Annotated in this window: 19 protein-coding genes and 1 riboswitch; of the genes, 15 read left to right on the top strand and 4 right to left on the bottom strand. The window is 62.8% G+C overall.

Going from position 1 to position 19,760, the window contains the following annotated elements; genetic code table 11:
- Positions 1 to 27: 27 nt before the first annotated feature.
- The 13 genes from R0J92_RS17535 to R0J92_RS17595 all read left to right on the top strand — a co-directional run bounded on the left by R0J92_RS17535 (position 28) and on the right by R0J92_RS17595 (position 10,533).
- Positions 28 to 909, top strand: coding sequence for a LysR family transcriptional regulator (locus R0J92_RS17535; protein WP_411052562.1), 882 nt, complete (start codon positions 28 to 30; stop codon positions 907 to 909).
- A 354-nt stretch (positions 910 to 1,263) separates the two neighbouring features.
- Positions 1,264 to 2,184, top strand: coding sequence for an MYG1 family protein (locus tag R0J92_RS17540; protein ID WP_411052563.1), 921 nt, complete (start codon positions 1,264 to 1,266; stop codon positions 2,182 to 2,184).
- A gap of 306 nt (positions 2,185 to 2,490) precedes the next feature.
- Positions 2,491 to 2,594, top strand: a riboswitch (TPP riboswitch).
- A 46-nt stretch (positions 2,595 to 2,640) separates the two neighbouring features.
- Positions 2,641 to 3,444 carry a bifunctional hydroxymethylpyrimidine kinase/phosphomethylpyrimidine kinase gene (thiD, locus tag R0J92_RS17545; RefSeq protein ID WP_411052564.1) on the top strand — a complete coding sequence of 268 codons (804 nt, stop codon included), beginning with the start codon at positions 2,641 to 2,643 and terminating at the stop codon, positions 3,442 to 3,444.
- Complete coding sequence (locus R0J92_RS17550) at positions 3,441 to 4,415, top strand: FAD-dependent oxidoreductase (RefSeq protein WP_411052565.1); 975 nt, start codon at positions 3,441 to 3,443, stop codon at positions 4,413 to 4,415. Before thiD ends, R0J92_RS17550 begins: the two co-directional genes overlap by 4 nt.
- Positions 4,399 to 4,593, top strand: a complete 195-nt coding sequence (gene thiS / locus R0J92_RS17555; RefSeq protein ID WP_317385599.1) for a sulfur carrier protein ThiS — start codon at positions 4,399 to 4,401, stop codon at positions 4,591 to 4,593. Before R0J92_RS17550 ends, thiS begins: the two co-directional genes overlap by 17 nt.
- Positions 4,594 to 4,595: 2 nt before the next feature.
- Positions 4,596 to 5,366, top strand: coding sequence for a thiazole synthase (locus R0J92_RS17560; protein WP_411052566.1), 771 nt, complete (start codon positions 4,596 to 4,598; stop codon positions 5,364 to 5,366).
- Positions 5,363 to 5,959, top strand: coding sequence for a thiamine phosphate synthase (locus tag R0J92_RS17565; RefSeq protein WP_411052567.1), 597 nt, complete (start codon positions 5,363 to 5,365; stop codon positions 5,957 to 5,959). The genes R0J92_RS17560 and R0J92_RS17565 overlap by 4 nt, the downstream gene beginning before the upstream one ends.
- The gene (locus R0J92_RS17570) at positions 5,956 to 6,915 is read left to right on the top strand and encodes a HesA/MoeB/ThiF family protein (protein WP_411052568.1); all 960 of its coding nucleotides are present in this window, start codon (positions 5,956 to 5,958) and stop codon (positions 6,913 to 6,915) included. Before R0J92_RS17565 ends, R0J92_RS17570 begins: the two co-directional genes overlap by 4 nt.
- Before the next feature lie 36 nt (positions 6,916 to 6,951).
- Positions 6,952 to 7,887, top strand: coding sequence for an ABC transporter substrate-binding protein (locus R0J92_RS17575; RefSeq protein ID WP_411052569.1), 936 nt, complete (start codon positions 6,952 to 6,954; stop codon positions 7,885 to 7,887).
- A complete protein-coding gene (tenA, locus tag R0J92_RS17580; protein WP_411052570.1) occupies positions 7,884 to 8,561 on the top strand; it encodes a thiaminase II in 678 nt (225 codons plus the stop codon). The genes R0J92_RS17575 and tenA overlap by 4 nt, the downstream gene beginning before the upstream one ends.
- A complete protein-coding gene (locus R0J92_RS17585) occupies positions 8,558 to 9,286 on the top strand; it encodes an ABC transporter ATP-binding protein (RefSeq protein WP_411052571.1) in 729 nt (242 codons plus the stop codon). The genes tenA and R0J92_RS17585 overlap by 4 nt, the downstream gene beginning before the upstream one ends.
- Positions 9,283 to 10,017, top strand: a complete 735-nt coding sequence (locus R0J92_RS17590) for an ABC transporter permease (protein WP_411052572.1) — start codon at positions 9,283 to 9,285, stop codon at positions 10,015 to 10,017. Before R0J92_RS17585 ends, R0J92_RS17590 begins: the two co-directional genes overlap by 4 nt.
- A 120-nt stretch (positions 10,018 to 10,137) precedes the next feature.
- Positions 10,138 to 10,533, top strand: a complete 396-nt coding sequence (locus R0J92_RS17595; RefSeq protein ID WP_106165095.1) for a VOC family protein — start codon at positions 10,138 to 10,140, stop codon at positions 10,531 to 10,533.
- A 7-nt stretch (positions 10,534 to 10,540) separates the two neighbouring features.
- Here the strand turns inward: R0J92_RS17595 and R0J92_RS17600 are convergent, their stop codons facing one another.
- Together R0J92_RS17600 and R0J92_RS17605 are read right to left on the bottom strand one after the other, a co-directional pair.
- Positions 10,541 to 11,572 (bottom strand): GlxA family transcriptional regulator, encoded by a 1,032-nt coding sequence (locus R0J92_RS17600; RefSeq protein WP_411052573.1) that lies wholly within the window; start codon positions 11,570 to 11,572, stop codon positions 10,541 to 10,543.
- 62 nt (positions 11,573 to 11,634) lie between these two features.
- Positions 11,635 to 13,173, bottom strand: coding sequence for a trimethylamine methyltransferase family protein (locus tag R0J92_RS17605; protein WP_411052574.1), 1,539 nt, complete (start codon positions 13,171 to 13,173; stop codon positions 11,635 to 11,637).
- A gap of 56 nt (positions 13,174 to 13,229) precedes the next feature.
- Between R0J92_RS17605 and R0J92_RS17610 the strand changes: the two genes are divergently transcribed.
- Both R0J92_RS17610 and R0J92_RS17615 read left to right on the top strand, forming a co-directional pair.
- Positions 13,230 to 14,231 carry a LysR substrate-binding domain-containing protein gene (locus R0J92_RS17610; RefSeq protein ID WP_411052575.1) on the top strand — a complete coding sequence of 334 codons (1,002 nt, stop codon included), beginning with the start codon at positions 13,230 to 13,232 and terminating at the stop codon, positions 14,229 to 14,231.
- Positions 14,232 to 14,305: 74 nt separating this feature from the next.
- Entirely contained in the window at positions 14,306 to 15,259 is a 954-nt protein-coding gene (locus R0J92_RS17615; protein WP_411052576.1) for an aminotransferase class IV, read from the top strand.
- Positions 15,260 to 15,474: 215 nt separating this feature from the next.
- Here the strand turns inward: R0J92_RS17615 and R0J92_RS17620 are convergent, their stop codons facing one another.
- Both R0J92_RS17620 and R0J92_RS17625 read right to left on the bottom strand, forming a co-directional pair.
- Positions 15,475 to 17,247 carry a methyl-accepting chemotaxis protein gene (locus R0J92_RS17620; RefSeq protein ID WP_411052577.1) on the bottom strand — a complete coding sequence of 591 codons (1,773 nt, stop codon included), beginning with the start codon at positions 17,245 to 17,247 and terminating at the stop codon, positions 15,475 to 15,477.
- A gap of 195 nt (positions 17,248 to 17,442) precedes the next feature.
- Positions 17,443 to 19,656, bottom strand: a complete 2,214-nt coding sequence (locus R0J92_RS17625; RefSeq protein WP_411052578.1) for an NADP-dependent isocitrate dehydrogenase — start codon at positions 19,654 to 19,656, stop codon at positions 17,443 to 17,445.
- Positions 19,657 to 19,760 lie beyond the last annotated feature (104 nt).

Raw genomic sequence — 19,760 nt, forward strand, 5'->3', positions numbered from 1 at the left:
GGGAATTCCGTACAATGTGGGGCGATCATGCTTATCGAAAATCTCAGGCTCTTCCTCCTGATCGTTGAAAAGGGCGGACTCGCCGCTGCCGGGCGCGAGATCGGCCTTTCCCCGGCGACGGTCACGGACAGGCTTGCGGCGCTTGAAACCTATTACGGCGCACGTTTGCTGACGCGAACGACCCGCTCGATCAGCCTGACAGATGAAGGTCGAGAGCTCATGATCGGAGCGCGACGTATATTGGCGGAAGCCGAAGAGACCGAGGCCCGGATAAAGCTGGGTGTCGAGAAAATTTCAGGAAGGATCCACATGAGCGCGCCGAGCGATCTGGGCCGCAATCAGATTGTACCGTTGCTTGATCGCTTCATGGAGCAGAACCCCGAAATCACAATCGACCTGACGCTCAGCGATGGCTATGTCGATCTGGTCGGGCAGGGCATCGACCTGGCCTTACGATTTGGCGAGCTTGCCGACAGCAGCATGAAATCGCGCAAACTCGGCGTGAATCGCCGCCTTGTCTGTGCGGCTCCGGATTATCTGAAGCTGAACGGGACGCCCCGCCATCCGGATGATCTGGCGCATCACAACTGCCTCATCATGAGGTTCGGTGCCATTACGGATCAGGATTGGATCTTTACGGTCAATGGCGAAAAGCGCGCCTGCCGGGTCTATGGCAATCGTATTGCCAATGACGGTGGTCTCATTCGCGCATGGTGCCTCAATGGCCACGGAGTGGCCCTGAAGTCAGAATGGGATGTCCGAGATGATCTGCAGGCGGGCAGGCTTGTCGAGTTGCTTGAAGCGTTTGCAGTCGAGCCGAGTGCGCTGCAAATGGTCTACCCCGCTGGCGCCGTACAGCCGCGACGGGTGCGCGCCTTGATGGATTATCTGTCAAAGGCGCTTCAGTAACGGTTGGAACGCGAGGCAGACTTCAGATCGTTCCGCGGCGCGTGCAGTGCGGGATCGCCGCCTCGCCGCCAGATCCATAGTGGCGTTGGCGGCAGTTTTCCGTTCTGGCTCTTTCCGGGTGCGCAAAGGAGCAGCGGTGTTTCTCGGCCCTTGGATCTGCTGGTCACGCCCGCTTGGACAGGCTTTTCCTGTTTGATATCCCATGCTTCTCGATATCTCGTCCGAGTTTTTTGCGGACACATTCATTCGAAGCAAAATGACGCGGCATAACCCGTTGACTATGTGCGCCTTTATAGAGATCTTCGGGAAAACCCGCCCCCGATCTACGGGTGTGACATATCCGGAGACGAGCAGATGACCATAAAGCACCTTGTGACCCACTCAGGCGGGTTCCATGCGGATGAACTCTTGTCTTCGGTCATTCTGACCCGGCTGTTTCCAGATGCGAAGCTGGTGCGGTCACGGGATGCGACGTGGATTGCGCCCGCCGAAGACCGGATAATCTTTGATGTCGGGCGCGCATATGATCCTGACAAGCAGATTTTTGACCACCACCAGCGACCTAACCCGCTCCGCGAGGACAATGCCTCGCCCTACAGTTCCTTCGGTTTGATCTGGAAGCATTTCGGACGTGATTATCTGCGCGCGATGGAGGTGCCGGAGAGTGACGTGGACGACATTCATCATCGTTTCGATCAGAGCTTTGTCCTCCCGGTGGATCTCCTGGACAATGGCGCATTGGAACCGTCAGTTGCAGGACCGCTGTCGGGGATGACGCTGCCCGTTTTGCTTGAGACGCTGAAACCGGTGTTCGACGACAGAAGCCCCGATGCAGATGACCGCGCCTTTGCAGATGCTCTGGGCGTTGCGCGTGCATTTGTTGAGGCCTCGGTCCGTGGTAAGGCCTCGAAGAACCGGGCCGAAACGATGGTGACCCAGTCGATCAAGGAGGCCGGCGACTCGCCAATTCTGGAACTGCCGATGGGAATGCCGTTCCGGTCGGCTGTTGAAAAGACGGGCGCGGATCATCTGTTGTTCGTCATTCACCCGCGCGACGGAGACTGGGCGCTGACGACCATCCGCAAGAGTGGCGATACCTTCGAAAGCCGTGCTGACCTGCCAGAAGCTTGGGCGGGACTGACAGATGCGGCTCTGGAACACGCCTGCGGTGTTGAGGGGGCAAAGTTCTGCCACAACGCCCGCTTTGTCGCGGTGGCGGCAAACCGGGATGCGATCCTGCGGATGGCAGAGTTGGCGGTTGCAGAACTCTCCTGATTTCGAGCGGATTGCGCCCCTGTGATACTGGCAGATCAGGTGCCGCGCTTTGCGACTGGCGAAGCTGCGCAGTCAGGTTCCGTCCTGACCTGCTGTTCCTGAAAAAGACCTCGGAAGCCAAAAAAGGCGAGATCGATCAACCGCTTATCGCGCCGATTTCGGCGATGCCGGTCCGCGTGCAGTTTGCGTGGGTGATACCCTGCGGACCATACCGACAAAGGTGCGGGTCTGGCGGAACGCTCAGGTTGAGCACGCTGAACGACGGGCGAGAGGTTTGACTTCGCGCGACGGAGTTGTTACCGCACATGTGAACCGTTGGGGTGCCTCGTCGAGGCTGAGAGATGCGCAAGCGTTAACCCATCGAACCTGATCCGGGCAATTCCGGCGGAGGGAACGGTCTTCTGATATGCAGACAGTTTCTATGCCCGGTGCCCTTTTGTCGTAAGGAGCATCGCTATGGCGCATATCGCTTTGACCATTGCCGGGTCTGACAGTGGCGGCGGGGCCGGCATTCAGGCGGATCTGAAAACCATGTCTGCGCTTGGGGTCTACGGGGCCAGTGTGATCACCGCCATCACCGCGCAAAACACGCAGGCCGTGACGGGTGTGCATGGTATTCCGCTGGACATGATCACCGCGCAGATCGACGCGGTGCTGAGTGATCTGGATGTGGGCGCGATCAAAATCGGCATGCTGGCAACGCCAGAGATCATCGACTGTGTCGCCCGGGCCATCGCAGACTTTGATGGCGCGATTGTGCTTGACCCGGTGATGATCGCCAAATCCGGCGATGCGCTCTTGGCGCCAGAAGCGGTGTCCACGCTGTGCCGCGTGCTTCTGCCGCGCGCTCGGATCATCACCCCGAACCTGCCCGAAGCGGCCTGCCTGCTGGACCGTCCCACCGCCACATCCGCGCAGGATATGGTCGAACAGGGCCGCGCCCTCTGTGCGTTGGGGGCGCAGGCGGTTCTGATGAAGGGCGGTCATGCCGAGGGCGAAATCTGCGAGGACATCCTGATTGAGGCTGGCGCGGAGGTTGCGCGCTTCAGCGCGGCGCGTCAGCACACCAAGAACACTCATGGCACCGGCTGCACCCTGTCGTCTGCCATTGCGGCCGGGCTGGCCAAGGGGCTGCCACTGGACGCGGCGGTGTCAGAGGCGCACGGCTATCTGCAAGGCGCTATCGCAGCGGCGGATGATCTGCAGATCGGTCAGGGCCACGGTCCGGTTCACCATTTCCACAGGTTCTGGTCCGCATGACAGTTTACTCCGTCATAGGGGCCGGGGTGGCCGGTCTGGCCGTGGCCTCGGAACTGGTCGCGCGTGGCGCCACCGTACAGGTGTTTGACCCGTCCGGTCCGCCCGGTGCGCACGGCTGTTCCTGGTGGGCGGGTGGCATGCTCGCGCCGTGGTGCGAGTATGAAAACGCCGAAGAGCCGGTTTTGCGACTGGGGCAGGACGCAATCCGCTGGTGGCAGACGCGCACCGAGGTCACCCATCGTGGCACTTTGGTTGTTGCGGGGCGGCGGGATCTGCCGGATCTGCGCCGCTTTGCCCGCCGGACGGAAGGGTTTCAGGAGGTCGGTGCGCAGATCGCCACGCTGGAGCCTGATTTGCCAGGCTACGGGCAGGGATTGTTCTTCGAAGGTGAGGCGCATCTCGACCCGCGCAGGGCATTGATGGACCTCTACAACGGCCTGATCGACAGCGGCGTGCCCTTCCACAAAACCTTGGCGCCTGCATCGCTGGACAATGCCATCGACTGCCGCGGTCTGCATGCACGCGATGTGCTGACTGACCTGCGCGGCGTGAAGGGCGAGATGCTGGTGATCCGCTGCCCCGATGTCAGCCTGACGCGCCCGGTGCGGCTGCTGCATCCGCGTATGCCGCTTTACATCGTGCCGCGCGGCGATGGCGTCTACATGCTGGGCGCCACCATGATCGAGAGCGAGGACAGCAGCCGTATCACGGCACGGTCCATGCTGGAATTGCTCAGCGCGGCCTATGCGCTGAACCCGGCGTTTGGCGAGGCCGAAGTGCTGGAAATCGGTGTCGATCTGCGCCCGGCATTTGCCGACAACCTACCGCGCATCCGCAGGCGGGCAGGCAGGATCTACGCTAATGGCTTGTATCGGCACGGTTATCTTCTCGCGCCGGCACTGGCGTGCGGTGTGGCTGATCTCGCCCTGAACAACACACATTCGGAGATGGTCGATGAAGATCGTACTTAATGGTGATCCCCTCGAAGTCGCCGCGCTGACGCTTTCCGACCTGTTGCAGGAGCGGGAGGTGTCGGGGCGCGTCGCGACGGCGGTGAATGAAGAGTTCGTACCCGCATCGTTGCGCGGATCTTGCCACTTGAAAGACGGCGACCGGGTCGAGGTCGTCGCCCCCATGCAGGGAGGCTGAGGATGAAGACGTTTTATGGCACACCGCTGCCCAATCCGCTGATGCTTGGCACGGCGCAATACCCCAGTCCGGCCATACTGGAGCAGGCCTTCCGCCAGAGCGGCGCCGGGGTGGCGACCGTCTCGCTGCGCCGCGAAGGGGCAGGGGGTGCAGGCGCGGCCTTCTGGCAGATGATACAGGATCTTGGCGTGTTGATCCTGCCCAACACGGCGGGCTGTCATACGGTGAAGGAGGCCGTCACCACCGCCCATATGGCGCGGGAAGTGTTCGACACCAAATGGATCAAGCTGGAGCTGATTGGCCATACCGACAGTTTGCAGCCGGATGTCTTCCAATTGGTCGAGGCGGCAAAAATCCTGACCGAGGACGGGTTTGAGGTCTTTCCCTACACCACAGAGGACCTGATCGTCGCCGAACGCCTGCTGGCGGCAGGCTGCGAGGTGCTGATGCCCTGGGGCGCGCCGATCGGGTCGGGCCGGGGGCTAAACAACCCCTATGCGCTGCGCGCCATGCGGGCCGAGTTTCCCGAGGTGCCGCTTGTGGTTGATGCAGGCGTTGGCCTGCCGAGCCACGCCGCGCATGCGATGGAACTGGGCTTTGATGCGGTGCTGCTGAACACCGCTGTTGCCCGCGCGGGAGACCCGGTTGCGATGGCGCAGGCGATGATGGGGGCGGTGCGGGCTGGCAAGCTGGCCCATGACGCGGACCCGATCGAGGCGCGCGATATGGCTGAGGCTTCTACCCCCGTGATCGGAAAGGCATTTCTCACATGACACTGGATCGTTTCTACCCGATTTTCGACCATTCCGACTGGCTGCGCCGGATGCTGCCGCTGGGCGTCAAGCTGGTGCAACTGCGAATGAAGGACCTGCCAGAAGAGGCCGTGCGCACGCAGGTCGCGCTGTCGCGGGATCTGTGCCGGGAGCATGGCGCGGTCTTGGTGATCAACGATCACTGGCAGGCGGCCATCGACCTGGGCTGCGACTGGGTGCATCTGGGGCAAGAGGATCTGGACGATGCCGACCTCTCCGCGATCAGCAAGGCCGGGCTGAAGCTGGGCGTCTCGACCCATGATGATGACGAGCTGGAGCGCGTGCTGGCGATGGAGCCTGACTACGTCGCCCTTGGTCCGGTCTATCCGACGATCCTCAAGAAGATGAAATGGCACCAGCAGGGCTTGCCGCGGGTCACCGAATGGAAGGCGCGCGTGGGCCAGACCCCACTGGTAGGCATCGGCGGCATGTCGGTTGAGCGTGCCGCAGGCGTGCTGGAGGCGGGCGCGGATATCGTATCGGTGGTGACGGATATCACCCTTCATGCAGAGCCTGAGACCCGCGTGCGCCAGTGGATCGAGGCAACGCGATGAACCGCTATGCGCGTCAGATGATCCTCCCCGAGGTCGGCACCGCCGGGCAGGCGCGTCTTGCCCAGGCGCGGGTGCTGGTGATCGGCGCCGGTGGCCTGGCAGCGCCGGTGCTGCCCTTGCTGGCAGGGGCTGGCGTGGGGCATATCACCTTGGTGGATGGCGACAGGGTGAGCCTGTCAAACCTGCACCGTCAGACCCTGTTTACCGAGGCCGACTGTGGCCAGCCCAAGGCAGAGGTGGCCGCGCAGCGCTGTCGTTCGCTGAACAGCGAAATCACCGTCGCGGCGGTGACGCAGGCCCTGACCCCGGCGACCGCGCCTGCTTATGTGGCCAATGCGGATCTGGTTCTGGATTGTGCCGACAGCTATGCAGTGAGCTACCTGCTCAGCGATATCTGCCGGGCGGCGACGGTGCCGCTCCTCAGTGCATCGGTGCTGGGGCTGGGCGGCTATGTCGGCGGCTTCTGCGGGGGAGCGCCTTCGCTGCGCGCGGTGTTCCCGGACGCGCCCGACAGTGGCGCCAGCTGCGAGACGGCGGGCGTGCTTGGCCCGGTCGTGGGCATGATCGGGGCCATGCAAGCGCAGATGGCGCTGACTGTGCTGCTGGAGCTTTCACCGTCGCCCCTGGGGCAGGTGGTGCAGTTCGACGCGCAAGGGTTTCGCGCCTCAAGCTTCCGCTTTGATGGCGCACCAGAGCCGGACGGCCTCTTTGCCTTTGTGGCCGCGACAGAGCTTTGTGAAAACGATCACATCATCGAGCTGCGTGCCGATGGCGCAGCATTGCATCCGGCAGCACGGCGATTGGCCGGCGATGACATTGCGCAGCACCTGCCGCCAACCTCAGACACCCGTCTGGCGCTGTGTTGCGCAACCGGGCTGCGGGCCTGGCGCGCAGCTGAACAGATCAGAGACATCTGGCCAGGCGAGATCGTTCTCGTCGCCGCCTCCGCATCCTGAGACACAGGTCCACGACAAAAGAAGGACATCTTTTTTATGAAACATTTCATTGCTGCTCTCGCGCTCATGGCCGCGACCCCTGCCATGGCAGCTGACAAGATGACGTTGCTGCTGGACTGGTTTGTGAACCCTGACCACGGGCCGATCATCATCGCGCAGGAAAACGGCTATTTTGCGGATGAAGGCCTGGAGGTCGAGGTCGTCGCGCCCGCTGACCCCTCGGCGCCACCGCGTCTGGTCGCTGCCGGTCAGGCAGATCTGGCAGTGTCATACCAGCCGCAGCTGCATCTGCAGATCCACGAAGGGTTGCCGCTGAAACGTGTCGGAACGCTGGTTGCGACCCCGCTGAACTGCCTTTTGGTGCTGAAGGATGGTCCCATTCAGGAACTCGCGGACCTGAAGGGCAAGAAGGTCGGCTTCTCCGTCGCGGGTGTCGAAGAGGCGGTGTTGCAGGCGATGCTCGGCCAGCACGGGGTGACGCCGGATGATATCGAGATGATCAACGTGAATTTCTCGCTGTCGCCCTCGCTGATGTCGGGGCAGGTCGACGCGGTGATCGGCGCGTTCCGTAACTTCGAGCTGAACCAGATGGAAATCGAAGGTGTCGAAGGGCGCTGTTTCTATGTCGAAGAAGAGGGCGTGCCCGCCTATGATGAACTGATCTATGTCGCCAACCCGGACCGCATGGACGCAGACAAGGTCGAGCGTTTTCTCGCCGCGACCGAGAAGGCAACGCAGTATATCGTCAACAACCCGGAGAAAAGCTGGGAGATCTTCGCCGCGACGTCGACCGAATTGCAGGACGAGCTGAACGCACGTGCCTGGACAGATACGCTGCCACGCTTTGCCCTGCGTCCGGCGGGGTTTGACGCGGGCCGCTATGCCCGGTTCGAGGCCTTCCTGAAGGACAGCGGCATGATCGACAGTCTGAACCCGGTGGATGCGATCAGCATCGACGTGACCGCACAATGAGCGGCGGATACGGGCACGCCTTTGCGCTGATGCGCGCGCAGGCTGAAGGGCCGTGGCAGGACTATACCCGCCACGGTTTTGTCGAAGGGTTGAAAGACGGCAGCCTGCCGCGCGCTGCATTCCTGCACTATCTGCGTCAGGACTACGTGTTTCTGACCCATTTCTCCCGCGCCTGGGCGCTGGCGGTAGTAAAGTCCGAAACCCATGCCGAAATGCTGGCCGCCGTGGGCACGGTCAATGCACTGGTGGCCGAAGAGATGCAGCTGCATATCGGTATCTGCGAGGCAGAAGGGATCTCTCAGGACGCGCTGTTTGCGACGGCGGAGCGGGCGGAGAATCTGGCCTATACGCGCTTTGTGCTTGAGGCAGGCTACAGCGGCGATCTGCTGGATCTTCTTGCGGCACTGGCGCCCTGCGTCATGGGCTATGGCGAGATCGGCACGCGCCTTGCCGCCGAGGCCACATCCGACACCTATGCGGATTGGATCAACACCTATGCGGGCGCCGACTATCAGGAGGCCTGCGCGGCGGTGGGCGTCTTGATGGACACCGCGCTGACACGGCGTCTGGGCGTGGAGTTCACCACATCGCCCCGCTGGGCGCGGCTGTGCCAGACCTTCCGCACCGCAACCGAGCTTGAAGTCGGCTTCTGGCAGATGGGCCTCACCCCATGACGCCTGCGCCCGGTGTGACGATCTCGGGGCAGGCGAGTCTTGGTGGCGCGCAGTTGTTTGCGCCGCTCACGCTGAGCCTGGCGGCCGGGCAATGGACCTGCCTTCTGGGCGGGTCTGGTGTTGGCAAGTCCACCGTGCTGCGGTTGATCTCGGGATTGGCGACCGAGGCGGCGTTTGAGGGTGACATTACCGCAACGGACACTGCGCCGGTGGCGCATCGGGTGGCCTATATGGCGCAGGATGATCTGCTGCTGCCCTGGGCCAGCGTGTCGGAGAATATCCAGCTTGGGGCGCGCCTGCGGGCAGAGGTGCCCGACCGCGCGCGACTGGCGCGCATCTTGGCCCGCGTGGGGCTTGTGGAGCATGCGGACAAGAAACCCGCTGAACTGTCCGGAGGCCAGCGTCAGCGGGTGGCGTTGGCCCGCACCTTGATGGAAGACAAGCCCGTCATATTGCTGGACGAGCCGTTTTCGGCACTGGACGCCCAGACACGCGCCGCAATGCAGGATCTCGCGGTCGAGGTGCTAGCGCATAAAACCGTGCTGATCGTGACACATGACCCGGCCGAAGCCGCGCGTCTGGGGTATGCCATTCTTGTGATGACGCCCGAGGGGCTGACCTCGCATCCCCCGCCGGATGGTGCCATTCCCCGCCCGGTGGATGATCTGGGCACGCTTGAATGTCAGGCGTCCCTGCTGCGCCTGCTGAGGTCGACCGTTTCATGAAGTATGCTCCGGTCGTTGCAGCGACATTGTTTGCGCTACTGGTCTGGCAAATCATCGTCAGCGCCACCGGCCTGCCGAAGTTTATCCTGCCGGGTCCGATGCTGGTGGCGGAAACATGGTGGGACAATCGCGCCATTATTGCCGAACACACCCTGACCACCGCGCTGGAGGTTCTGATCGGTCTGGCGATCGGGACCGCGCTTGGTATCGCGACGGCCATTCACTTGGCCAGCTCACGCATGGCGCGGGTGCTGATACAGCCCATTCTGGTGTTCACGCAGGCCTTGCCGGTGTTTGCGCTGGCACCGATCCTGACGCTATGGTTGGGCTTTGGCCTGTGGTCCAAGGTCGCGATGGCGGTGCTGATCATCTATTTTCCCATCACCGCGTCGTTCTTTGACGGCCTGATGCGCACGCCCCAGGGCTATCTCGATCTTGCGCGCACGATGCAGGCCAGCCCGTCACGCATTCTGTGGAATATCCGCATTCCTGCCGCTTTGCCATCTCTGGCCTCGGGCGTGCGCCTTGCGGCGGTCTATGCCCCGATCGGCGCGGTCATCGGCGAATGGGTGGGGGCCTCGCGCGGGCTGGGCTATCTGATGTTGCTGGCGAATGGGCGCGCCAAGACGGATCTGATGTTCGCCGCGATGCTGACACTTGGCGTGTTCTCGGTGCTGCTGCATCTCGGGGTGGCGCGATTGACCCGCAACCTTGGGAAACACGGCGCGTAGTAGCTGCAGGCGCGCTGGATCGACCATGGTCTCGACGCAAAATGAACGATCAGGGTTGCCTTTGCCCCGCCGCTCCGGTCACACCCTTGCCTGAGTATCATCAAAGACATTGGGGGTCCCATGACCAAACTTGCCCACAGCATGATCCGCGTTCTGAACGAGGAGACGTCCGTTGCCTTCTACAAGGCCGCCTTTGCGATGGAGATCGCGGATCGGCTCGATTTTGACGACTTCACGCTGATCTACATGACCGCCCCCGAAGGTGCCTTCGAGCTGGAATTGACCGTCAACAAATCCCGCACAGAGCCTTACGACCTGGGTGATGGCTATGGCCATATCGCATTGGTGGTTGCGGATCTGGAAGCGGCCCGCGCCCGGGTCGAAGCCGCAGGTGGGGCGCCGCGCGATATCGTCGATTTCCGCCCCGGCGGTGAACGCGTGGCGCGGTTCTTCTTTGTCGCCGACCCGGACGGCTATCAGATCGAAGTGATCGAGCAGGGCGGCCGCTTCCGCTAATCCTCCGTTACCCAATGCGGCCGGAGCGGATTTCGAACGGGGACTGTCCGAAGCGCAGGCGGAACTTCTTGGAGAAATGGCTCGGCGAGGAAAACCCCGTGGCCATGGCCACTTCGGTGATCGGCATCTCGCTCTGCAGCAGCAGGTTGCGGGCCCGGTCCAGGCGCAGCTCGTCGTAGAACCGCTTGGGCGGCAGGCCCACATAGCGCAGGAACAGCCGTTCCACCTGCCGTTGCGAGATGCCGACCAGTTCGGAAAAACGCTGCATCGGCAGCGGGTATTCGACATTGTCATCCATCGCCCGGATGATCCGGCGCAGGCGCGGGTGGGTCACATGGGCAAAATGGGGCGAGATGTCGGAGGTCAGCGCCTGCAGCCGGTGCTGCTGGGTATAACTCAGCTCATCCGCCACCTGGTCGGCCAGCTCGCCTCCCAGCAGGCTGCGGATGAAACACAGCGCCAGATCGATCGCCGCGGTGCCCGCCGCGCAGGAAAAACTGTCGTGCTCATAGACAAAGGCGGAGCGTGCCAGCACCACCTGCGGATAGCGCTCGGCAAAGCTGCTCTGGTGGCGCCAATGGGTGGTGGCGGTCTTACCGTTCAACAGCCCCGCCATCGCCAGCACCTCCGCGCCGCGATCCAGCCCGCCGCAGCGCACCCCGTGGCGCATGGCGCTGCGCAAGCCGCGCGTGACCGCATCAAGGGTGGCGCGCGGGATGTCGGGCGTGCCGCAGAGCAGCAGCAGATCGCCGCGCCGCAGATCCCGGAGGCTGCCCGCAACCGGTAGGGCAAGGCCTGAGGATGAAGTCACCGGCGCCCCGTCCAGCGTGATGCAGAGACTGCTCAGGGGCTGCGCGCGGCAGAGCCGGTTGGCGAGTGCCAGCGTGTCCAGAAGGCCACTGACCGACAGCAGCGAATGCCCGGGCAGCAGCATCAGCACAAAGCGCTGCACAGGCGCGCTGACCGGGCCGGCCGGGGCAGGCGCCGCGGGGGCGGCGGTCTCTTCCTCAGACATGTGCAGCGGTTTGTCCTGCAACATCGGTCAATCTCCGGTCAGTGGGCTCGGGTCACGGGGGGGGCGGTCAGGCGGCCTGGTGAGGCTCAGGGCTCCCCCGCGCCGATCTCCTCGCGACGGCGGATCACATAGGCGTCGAGCGCTTCGGCCACGCCCGGGTCGAGCGCGGGTTCCTCGTATTCGCGCAGGGCCTGCTGCCACAGCTCGGTTGCGCGGGTCAGCGCGTCCTTGGCACCGGCGGCCTCCCAATTCTCGTAGTTGGTCCAATCCGACAGCAACGGGCGATAGAACGCGGTCTCGTAACGCTCCATCGTATGCGCCGCGCCAAAGAAATGGCCGCCGGTGGGCACCGATTTGATCGCCTCCAGCCCAAGCTCATCCTCGCTGAAGCTGATCGGCTTCATGAATTCCTTCATGTTCTGGATGATCTCCACATCGAGGATGAATTTCTCCATCGAGGCGGTCAGCCCCCCTTCGAGCCAGCCCGCCGCGTGGTAGATCAGATTGGCCCCGCCCATGGTGGCCCCCCAGGTGGACATCATCGTTTCATAGGCGGCCTGTAGGTCGACGCAATTGGAGGCATTGGCGTTCGAGGTCCGGTAGGGCACCCGGTAGCGCCGCGCCAGCTGACCGGCGATGATATTGGCCTTGGTGTTTTCCGGCGTGCCAAAGGCCGGCGCGCCGGAGCGCATGTCGACGTTCGACGTGAACGCCCCATAAAGCACCGGCGCGCCCGGGTTCACCAGTTGCGTCAGCACCACGCCAAACAGCGCCTCGGCGTTCTGTTGCGCCATGGCGGCGGGCAAGGTCACCGGGGTCATCGCCCCCATCAGGGTGAACGGCGTGATGCTGACAGGCTGGCCATGTTCGGCCATTGCCATCAGCCCATCGGTCATCGCCTCGTCCAGCAGCCGTGGCGAGTTCACCGAGATCACCGTGACCACGCCGGGCACTTCGCGCATCTCCTCGACCGAGATGCCGCGGCTGATCGCCATCATATTGATGCCGTCCAGTGCCCGCCCGCGCCCGATGGCGGTGCAGTGAAATGTCAGATCCGACAGGGTGAGATTGGCCAGATAGGTGTCCAGGTGGCGGGTGTTGGCGGGCAGTTCCATCGGGGCCACCACCTGATTGCCGATGATGTTGACCGCGTTGAAGTGATGCGCCAGACGGATGAAATTGCAGTAATCCTCGTGGTTGCCTGGCCGCCTGCCGTTGATCATGTCGTGGGTGTTGGGCGGGCCTGCGACCAGGCCGAAGTTCATCGCGCTGCCGCCCATGGTGATGCGCTTTTCGGGATTGCGCGCCACCATGTCAAAACTCTGAGGCACGGTTTCCAGCGCCTGTGCGACGATGCTCTCGTCGATGCGGATGGTCATCTCGTCCCGGTCCACGATGGCGCCCGCACGTTCAAACAGATCCATCACTGTCTCGCTCATCACCCGGATGCCGGCCTCCGACAGTACCCGCATGGAGGTGCAGTGGATTTGCTCCAGCTGCTCTTCGGTGACCACCTTCAGCGGTGTGTAGGGCAGGTGGGTTTGGCTCCACGGGAGCTGCTCGATCTTGTTTCCCGCACGTGCAGACATGCCGCTGCGCCCGCCTCGCCGTCCTGATCTGGCCATCTGGTCCAAGGTCCTTCATGTGCTGTTTTGCGCAAGCCTAACCAGCGGCGCTGCGCTTGACACATGGACAATCCGGCCCCTATGACCTCATGAAACCGGGGTCATGGGTCGTCGATGAGGTGGCTTGCATGCGGGAAGGGACGACGATGCAGGATCTGCCGCCGCTGAATTATCTGCGCTCCTTCGAGGCCTCGGCCCGGATGCTCAGCTTTACCGAGGCGGCGCGGGAGCTGCACCTGACGCAGGCCGCCGTCAGCGGCCACATCCGCGCGCTGGAGCAGTATATCGGCGGGCCGCTGTTCGTACGCCACCCGCGCTCCCTGACGCTGACCTCGCTGGGCAACGCCTATCTGCCGGGGGTGCAGCAGGCCTTGCAGCAGGTGCAGCAGGCGACACATGCGATCCTGCGGCGGCGTGGCGCGGAGCGGGTGGTGATCTCATGCCCGGTGAGCCTGGTGGATCACTGGCTGGCGGATCTGGTGGCCCGGTTCGGCGTGCAGCATCCCGGCGCAGCGGTGACCATCCATGGCCGCGTCTGGGTGGATGAGCCGCCGGAGATTGCCGATATCATCCTGACCAACGTGTATAAAAAGGCGCTGGATCGCGCCAGCCTGCCGCTGTGGCAGGACCAGATGGTGGCGGTCTGCGCACCGGGGTACCTGACGCAGATCGGCGGGATCGACGCGCCGGAGGATCTGCTGCGGGCGCGCTTGGTCCACAGCCTTGGGCGCACAGAAGTGTGGTTGCAGGTGTTCCAGCGCCTCGGTCTGCCGGCCGCCACCGCGGATCCGGGAGCAGAGGGCGCGTGTCAGGCGAATACCTTCGGCTCGGTCATTGCGCTTGCTGAGGCCGGGCATGGGATGGCGGTGGTGCCGAGCGTCTTTGCCCGCGCCGGGCTGAACGCGGGGCGGCTGGTGGCGCCGCTGGGGCAGGTGGGCCCGTGCCCCTGGGTCTGCACCATTTCCGACAGCAGCCTGTTGACCTCGGACGCGGCGCGGGCGCTGCACCAGTTCATCCGCACAGAGGCCACCGCGCATCCGCCTGTTCTGGACGGATAATCCCGCCGCCCCTTGCCAAGCCGGGCGGGCGCATGGTCTGTCTGCCTGCAAAGAGACAACAGACGAGATCCCGCATGACACTGGACCAGAGCCCCACCCATTCAACCCATGACGCCGAAGCTGATGAGCGCAACGATCACATCAAGATCTATGTGAACGGCGAGATCGTGCCCAAGGAGGAGGCCACGGTCTCGGTCTATGACTCCGGTTTCATGCTGGGCGATGGCATGTGGGAGGGGATGCGGCTGTATGATGGTGAGTGGGCGTTCTTCGACGCGCATATGGACCGGCTGTTCAATTCGCTGAAATCGGTGTCGCTGGAGACCGACATGGGGCCAGAGGATATCCGCGACATCCTCGACCGGACCGCGGCGGCCAATGGCATGACCAGAGATGCCCATTGCCGGTTGATGATCACGCGCGGGCGCAAGGCCAAGCCGTTCCAGCATCCGGCCCTGTCGAAATGGGGGCCGACCGTGGTCGCCATCGTGGAACATTCCAAACCGGCCGAAAGCCTCTCGGCCCATGGCATCCGCCTTGCGACCGTGCCGCAGGTGCGTGGCCTGCCGATGAGCCAGGATGCCAAATACAACAGCCATTCCAAGCTGAACTGCGTGATCGCCTGCCTGCAGGCCGAACAGGCGGGGGCGGACGAGGGGCTGATGCTCGATCCGCATGGGTTTGTGAACACCACCAATGCCTGCAATTTCTTCATCGTGCGGCGGGGCGAGGTTTGGACTTCGACCGGGGATTACTGCATGAACGGGGTCACCCGGCAGAATGTGATCGACCTGTGCCGCGCAAACGACATCCCTGTGCATGAGAAGAACTTTTCGCTCTATGAGGCCTATGGCGCCGATGAGGCCTTCCTGACCGGTACCTTTGGCGCGCAGACGCCGGTGGCCCTGATCGACGGTAAGGAGATCGGTGACGGCGCGCGTCCGGTGACGGCCCGCATTCGCACGCTCTACAAGGATCTGGTGGCAAAAACCGTGGCCGCGCAGAAAGCGGCGCGCTCATCGGGCTGAGGTCCGCCTAATGCTGTGTTGGCCGAGTTGGCAGGGGCCGCGGCCGCATGCCGGACAGGTCATGCGAGGAAATGGTCAAGCCCTGCCGGCCGCCTGCGGGAGAGGCGACAGAGGCCAAAACGTGAAGCGACCGCCCATGTGTGACACGGGCGGTCGCTCAGTAAGGTCAGGTTGGTGTCGCGTTCTCATCGAGTGTGATGGGACCGCGACCGGGTTTAAGACGCTTGGCGTTGCACGCTGTCGTCGTCGCGTTCGCTGACCTGAAACTGGCGGGCGTTCAGCGCCAGTGTGTTGGCTTCGTCGCGCAGGCGCTGGGTTGCGGCAGAGGTTTCTTCGAACATTGCGGCGTTCTGCTGTGTAACCTGGTCCAGTTGATCGGCTGCCGAGGTGATTTCCGACAGGCCGGTCGACTGTTCACGGGCTGCTTCGGCCAATGCGCTCACGGTTTCGTTGATGGCGCTGATATGTTCGTTGATCTCGTCCAGCGCCGTGCCGGAGTCGCGCGCCAGAGCAACGCCCGTTTCTACCTCACGGTTGGCATTGCCGATGAGGTCTGCAATCTCGCGAGCCGCATCCGATGACTTGCCGGCCAGTGCGCGCACTTCGCCCGCAACCACCGCAAAGCCACGTCCTGCTTCACCTGCCCGTGCGGCCTCGACCCCTGCATTCAGGGCCAACAGGCTGGTCTGAAAGGAGATATCATCGATCAGCGACGTAATGCTGGAAATCTTGGCAGAGCTTTCCTCGATGCCACGCATGGCCTCGATCGTCTTGCGGACAACTTGTGCGCCACGCTCGGTGCGCTCGCTGGCCTGTTGCACACGTTCAGAGGCCGCACGGCTTTCTTCGGCGGAGTTCCTGACCGACGCTGAGAGTTCCGTAAGCGCTGCCGAGGTTTCCTCGAGCGATGCCGCCTGCGTTTCGGTGCGCATGCCCAATTCGCGCGAGGAGCTGTCGAGGGCTTCACTCTCGCTCTCGATCCGCTCGACGCCGATCACCAGCTTGCGCATCAGATCTGAGATCTGTGTCACCGTGGCGTTGAAGTCTTCAGCCACCTGGCGGAATTCCTCGGGCATGGCGTCATCCACCCGAACGGTCAGATCGCCCTCGGCAAACTTGGCCAGTCGCTGGCTCAGGATCGCAACCACGCGCTGTCGCTCTTCGTCCTTGAGCTGCGCCTCTGCTTCCAATGCGGCTTGCATCTGCAAGCCATCGCGGAAATTGGCAACCGCATGGGCCATCTGGCCGATTTCACTGCGGTCCGAGAGGCCGGGTACATCGGATTCGAGATCTCCGTCGGCCATGGTCGCCATACGCTCCTTGAGCGCATTGAGGGGCGGGAGCATGCTGCGGATGATCAGCAATGACACCCCGATCAGGACCGCCAGAGCCACGCCAAGCCCGGCCAGAGCGCGCATACGCATCCGTGCGATGTCGGCCTCAATGTCATTTACATAGGCACCGGTACCCAGATACCAATCCCAAGGTTCGTAGTACTGCGCATAGGTCAGCTTTGGTTCGACCTTTTTGGTCGCCGGGTTCTCGAAATAGATGGTGGAGACGGAACGTCCCTCAGAATCCATGCTGCCGAGAATCGCCTCGAAAATCTTGTTGCCATGCACATCCTTCAGATTGCGTTGGCTTTCACCGCCGACCCATTGCGGACGGAACGGGTGGACGGAATAGACGATGTCGCTGTCGAAGGCGTAGATGTAGCCATTGTCGCCAAAACGCAGGTCGTTCAGGATCTGATAGACGGCATCTTTTGCCTCTTCCAGCGTCATTTCTCCAGCTTCTACGCGATTGCTGTAGGCCTCGATATGGCTGAGGCCGACGTCCGTGATGTGACGCAGCTCTTCTGTCCTGAGGTCGTAGGCCGCCTCGGATGCGTGGTTAAGCGTGAAGAAAGTCAAACTTGCAGCTGCAATGAGTGCAAGCGCCACGAGGGCGTAAATCCGGTTGGATAAACCGTAAAATGCGGCGGGCATGGTGGTAGGCCTTGCGTGTTTTCGATTGCTCCCAGTTTCGGACAAAATTGCTAACGGCTGATTTACATGGAAGGTCTGACACACATGTGATTGGCCGATATTCGTATTTTGCAAGCCGACTGATCCGCGGGCCTAAAAAAGGCAACGCCCGGACTGTGCCGGGCGTTGCGTGTTATTGACGTTTTCAAAACCGGCTTAGCCGATGATGCCGTTCAGCGTTGCCGACGGGCGCATCACTTGGGCCTTCTTCTCGACCGATGGGTGGTAGTAGCCACCGATATCGCCCGGCTTGCCCTGTGCGGCGGCCAGTTCCGACAGGATCGCGCCTTCGCTGGCTGCCAGCGCACCGGCAATCGGTTTGAAGTGCTCTGCCAGCTCGGCGTCATCACCCTGTGCTGCGAGCGCTTCGGCCCAGTAGCGGGCGAACCAGTAATGGCTGTCGCGGTTGTCAGGCTGGCCGACTTTGCGGTCCGGAGATTTGTTATTGTCCAGAATGCCTTGGGTCGCGACCTCTGCCGCAGCGCCCAGCACGCCCGCCTTGGCGTTGCCCTTCAGGTCGGCGAGGAACTTCAGGCTTTCACCCAGCGCGCAGAACTCGCCCATGGAGTCCCAGCGCAGGTGGTTTTCCTCCACCAGCTGCTGCACGTGCTTGGGCGCGGAGCCCCCGGCGCCGGTCTCGAACAGGCCGCCACCGTTCATCAGCTTCACGATCGACAGCATCTTGGCCGAGGTGCCCAGCTCGAGGATCGGGAACAGGTCGGTCAGGTAGTCGCGCAGCACGTTGCCGGTGATGGCGATGCTGTCCTTGCCCGCGGTGATAGTGTCCAGCGACTGACGGGTCGCTTCGCGCGGCGCCAGGATCAGGAACTTGTCGGCCACACCTGCGGCCTCCAGTGCGGGCTGCACGTATTTGATCAGCTCGGCGTCATGGGCACGGTTGGCATCAAGCCAGAAGATCGCCTCGGAGCCGGTCAGGCGCTGACGGTCCAGCGCCAGCTGGATCCAGTTCTCGATCGGAGCCTGCTTCACGGTGCAGGCACGCCAGATGTCTCCGGCCTCTACATCATGTGAATGCAGCGTGTCGCCATTGGCCAGAACGATGCGGATGCTGCCGTCTGCAGGGGCCTCAAACGTCGTCGGGTGCGAGCCGTATTCCTCGGCTTTCTGCGCCATCAGGCCAACGTTGGCGACGGAGCCTGCGGTGGTCACGTCAAGCGCGCCATTGGCTTTGAAGTAGTTGATGGTCTCGTCATAGACGGTGGCATAGCAATTGTCGGGGATGACGCAGTTGGTGTCGCCCTTTTCGTTCTGGCTGTTCCAGCCCTTGCCACCAGCGCGGATCACGGCGGGCATGGAGGCGTCGATGATCACATCGGACGGCACATGCAGGTTGGTGATGCCGCGGTCAGAGTCGACCATATACATTTCGGGGCGCTCGGCGCGCAGGGCCTCGATGGCCGCGGTGATTTCGGCATTGCCCTTCACGCGCTCAAGCAGGTCGCCGAGGCCAGCGTTTGCATTGACGCCCAGCGCCTTCAGCTCCTCGCCATATTTGTCGAACACCGGCTTCAGCCAGGCTTTGACCGCGTAGCCAAAGATGATCGGGTCGGAGACCTTCATCATGGTGGCCTTCATGTGCAGCGAGAACATGGTGCCGTCGGACTTGGTGTCCTCGATGGCGCCTTCAAGGAAGGTGGAGAGCGCCTTGACGGACATGAAGGTCGCATCCGTAACGGTGCCAGCCGCCAGCGGCCAGCCGTCTTTCAACACGGTGACCGTGCCGTCTTTGGCGACAAACTCAATCTTTGCATCCCCGGCCTGATCGGCGGTGAGGGTGGCGGATTTCTCGTTTGCGTAGAAATCATTGCCGGGCATCGACGACACTTTGGTTTTGCTGTCGGAGACCCATTTGCCCATCGAATGCGGGTTGTTCTGGGCGTAGGTCTTCACCGGCTTGGCGGCGCGACGGTCGGAATTGCCTTCGCGCAACACCGGGTTCACGGCAGAGCCCTTGATGCTATCGTAGCGCGCACGGACTTCTTTTTCCGCATCGGTGGCGGGCTCGTAGGGGTAATTGGGCAGCGCATAGCCCTGCGCCTGCAGTTCTTCGACTGCGGCGACCAGCTGGGGTTCAGAGGCCGAGATGTTCGGCAGTTTGATGACGTTGGCATCCAGCGTCTTCACCAACTCGCCCAGCGCGGCGAGATCATCGCTCTGGCGTTGGTCTTCGCTGAGGTGATCCGGGAAGGTCGCGAGAATGCGCGCGGCCAGCGAGATGTCCTTGGTGCCCACGGTTACACCGGCGGCATCCGCAAACTTGCGGATGATCGGCAGGAAGGACGCCGAGGCCAGCTCGGGCGCTTCGTCTACGATGGTATACAAAATGTCCGGCGTTGAGTTTTCTGCCATGTTCCACAACCTTTCTGCGAATACGGAAGTTGTTTTGTCGTCGTCTCTGCGGCACTTGGGCCGCGTCACCTGGGGGCCGTCCGGGGCAGCGGACCAGCGGTCGG

Source organism: Tritonibacter sp. SIMBA_163, assembly GCF_046535935.1.
GTDB lineage: Bacteria > Pseudomonadota > Alphaproteobacteria > Rhodobacterales > Rhodobacteraceae > Epibacterium > Epibacterium scottomollicae.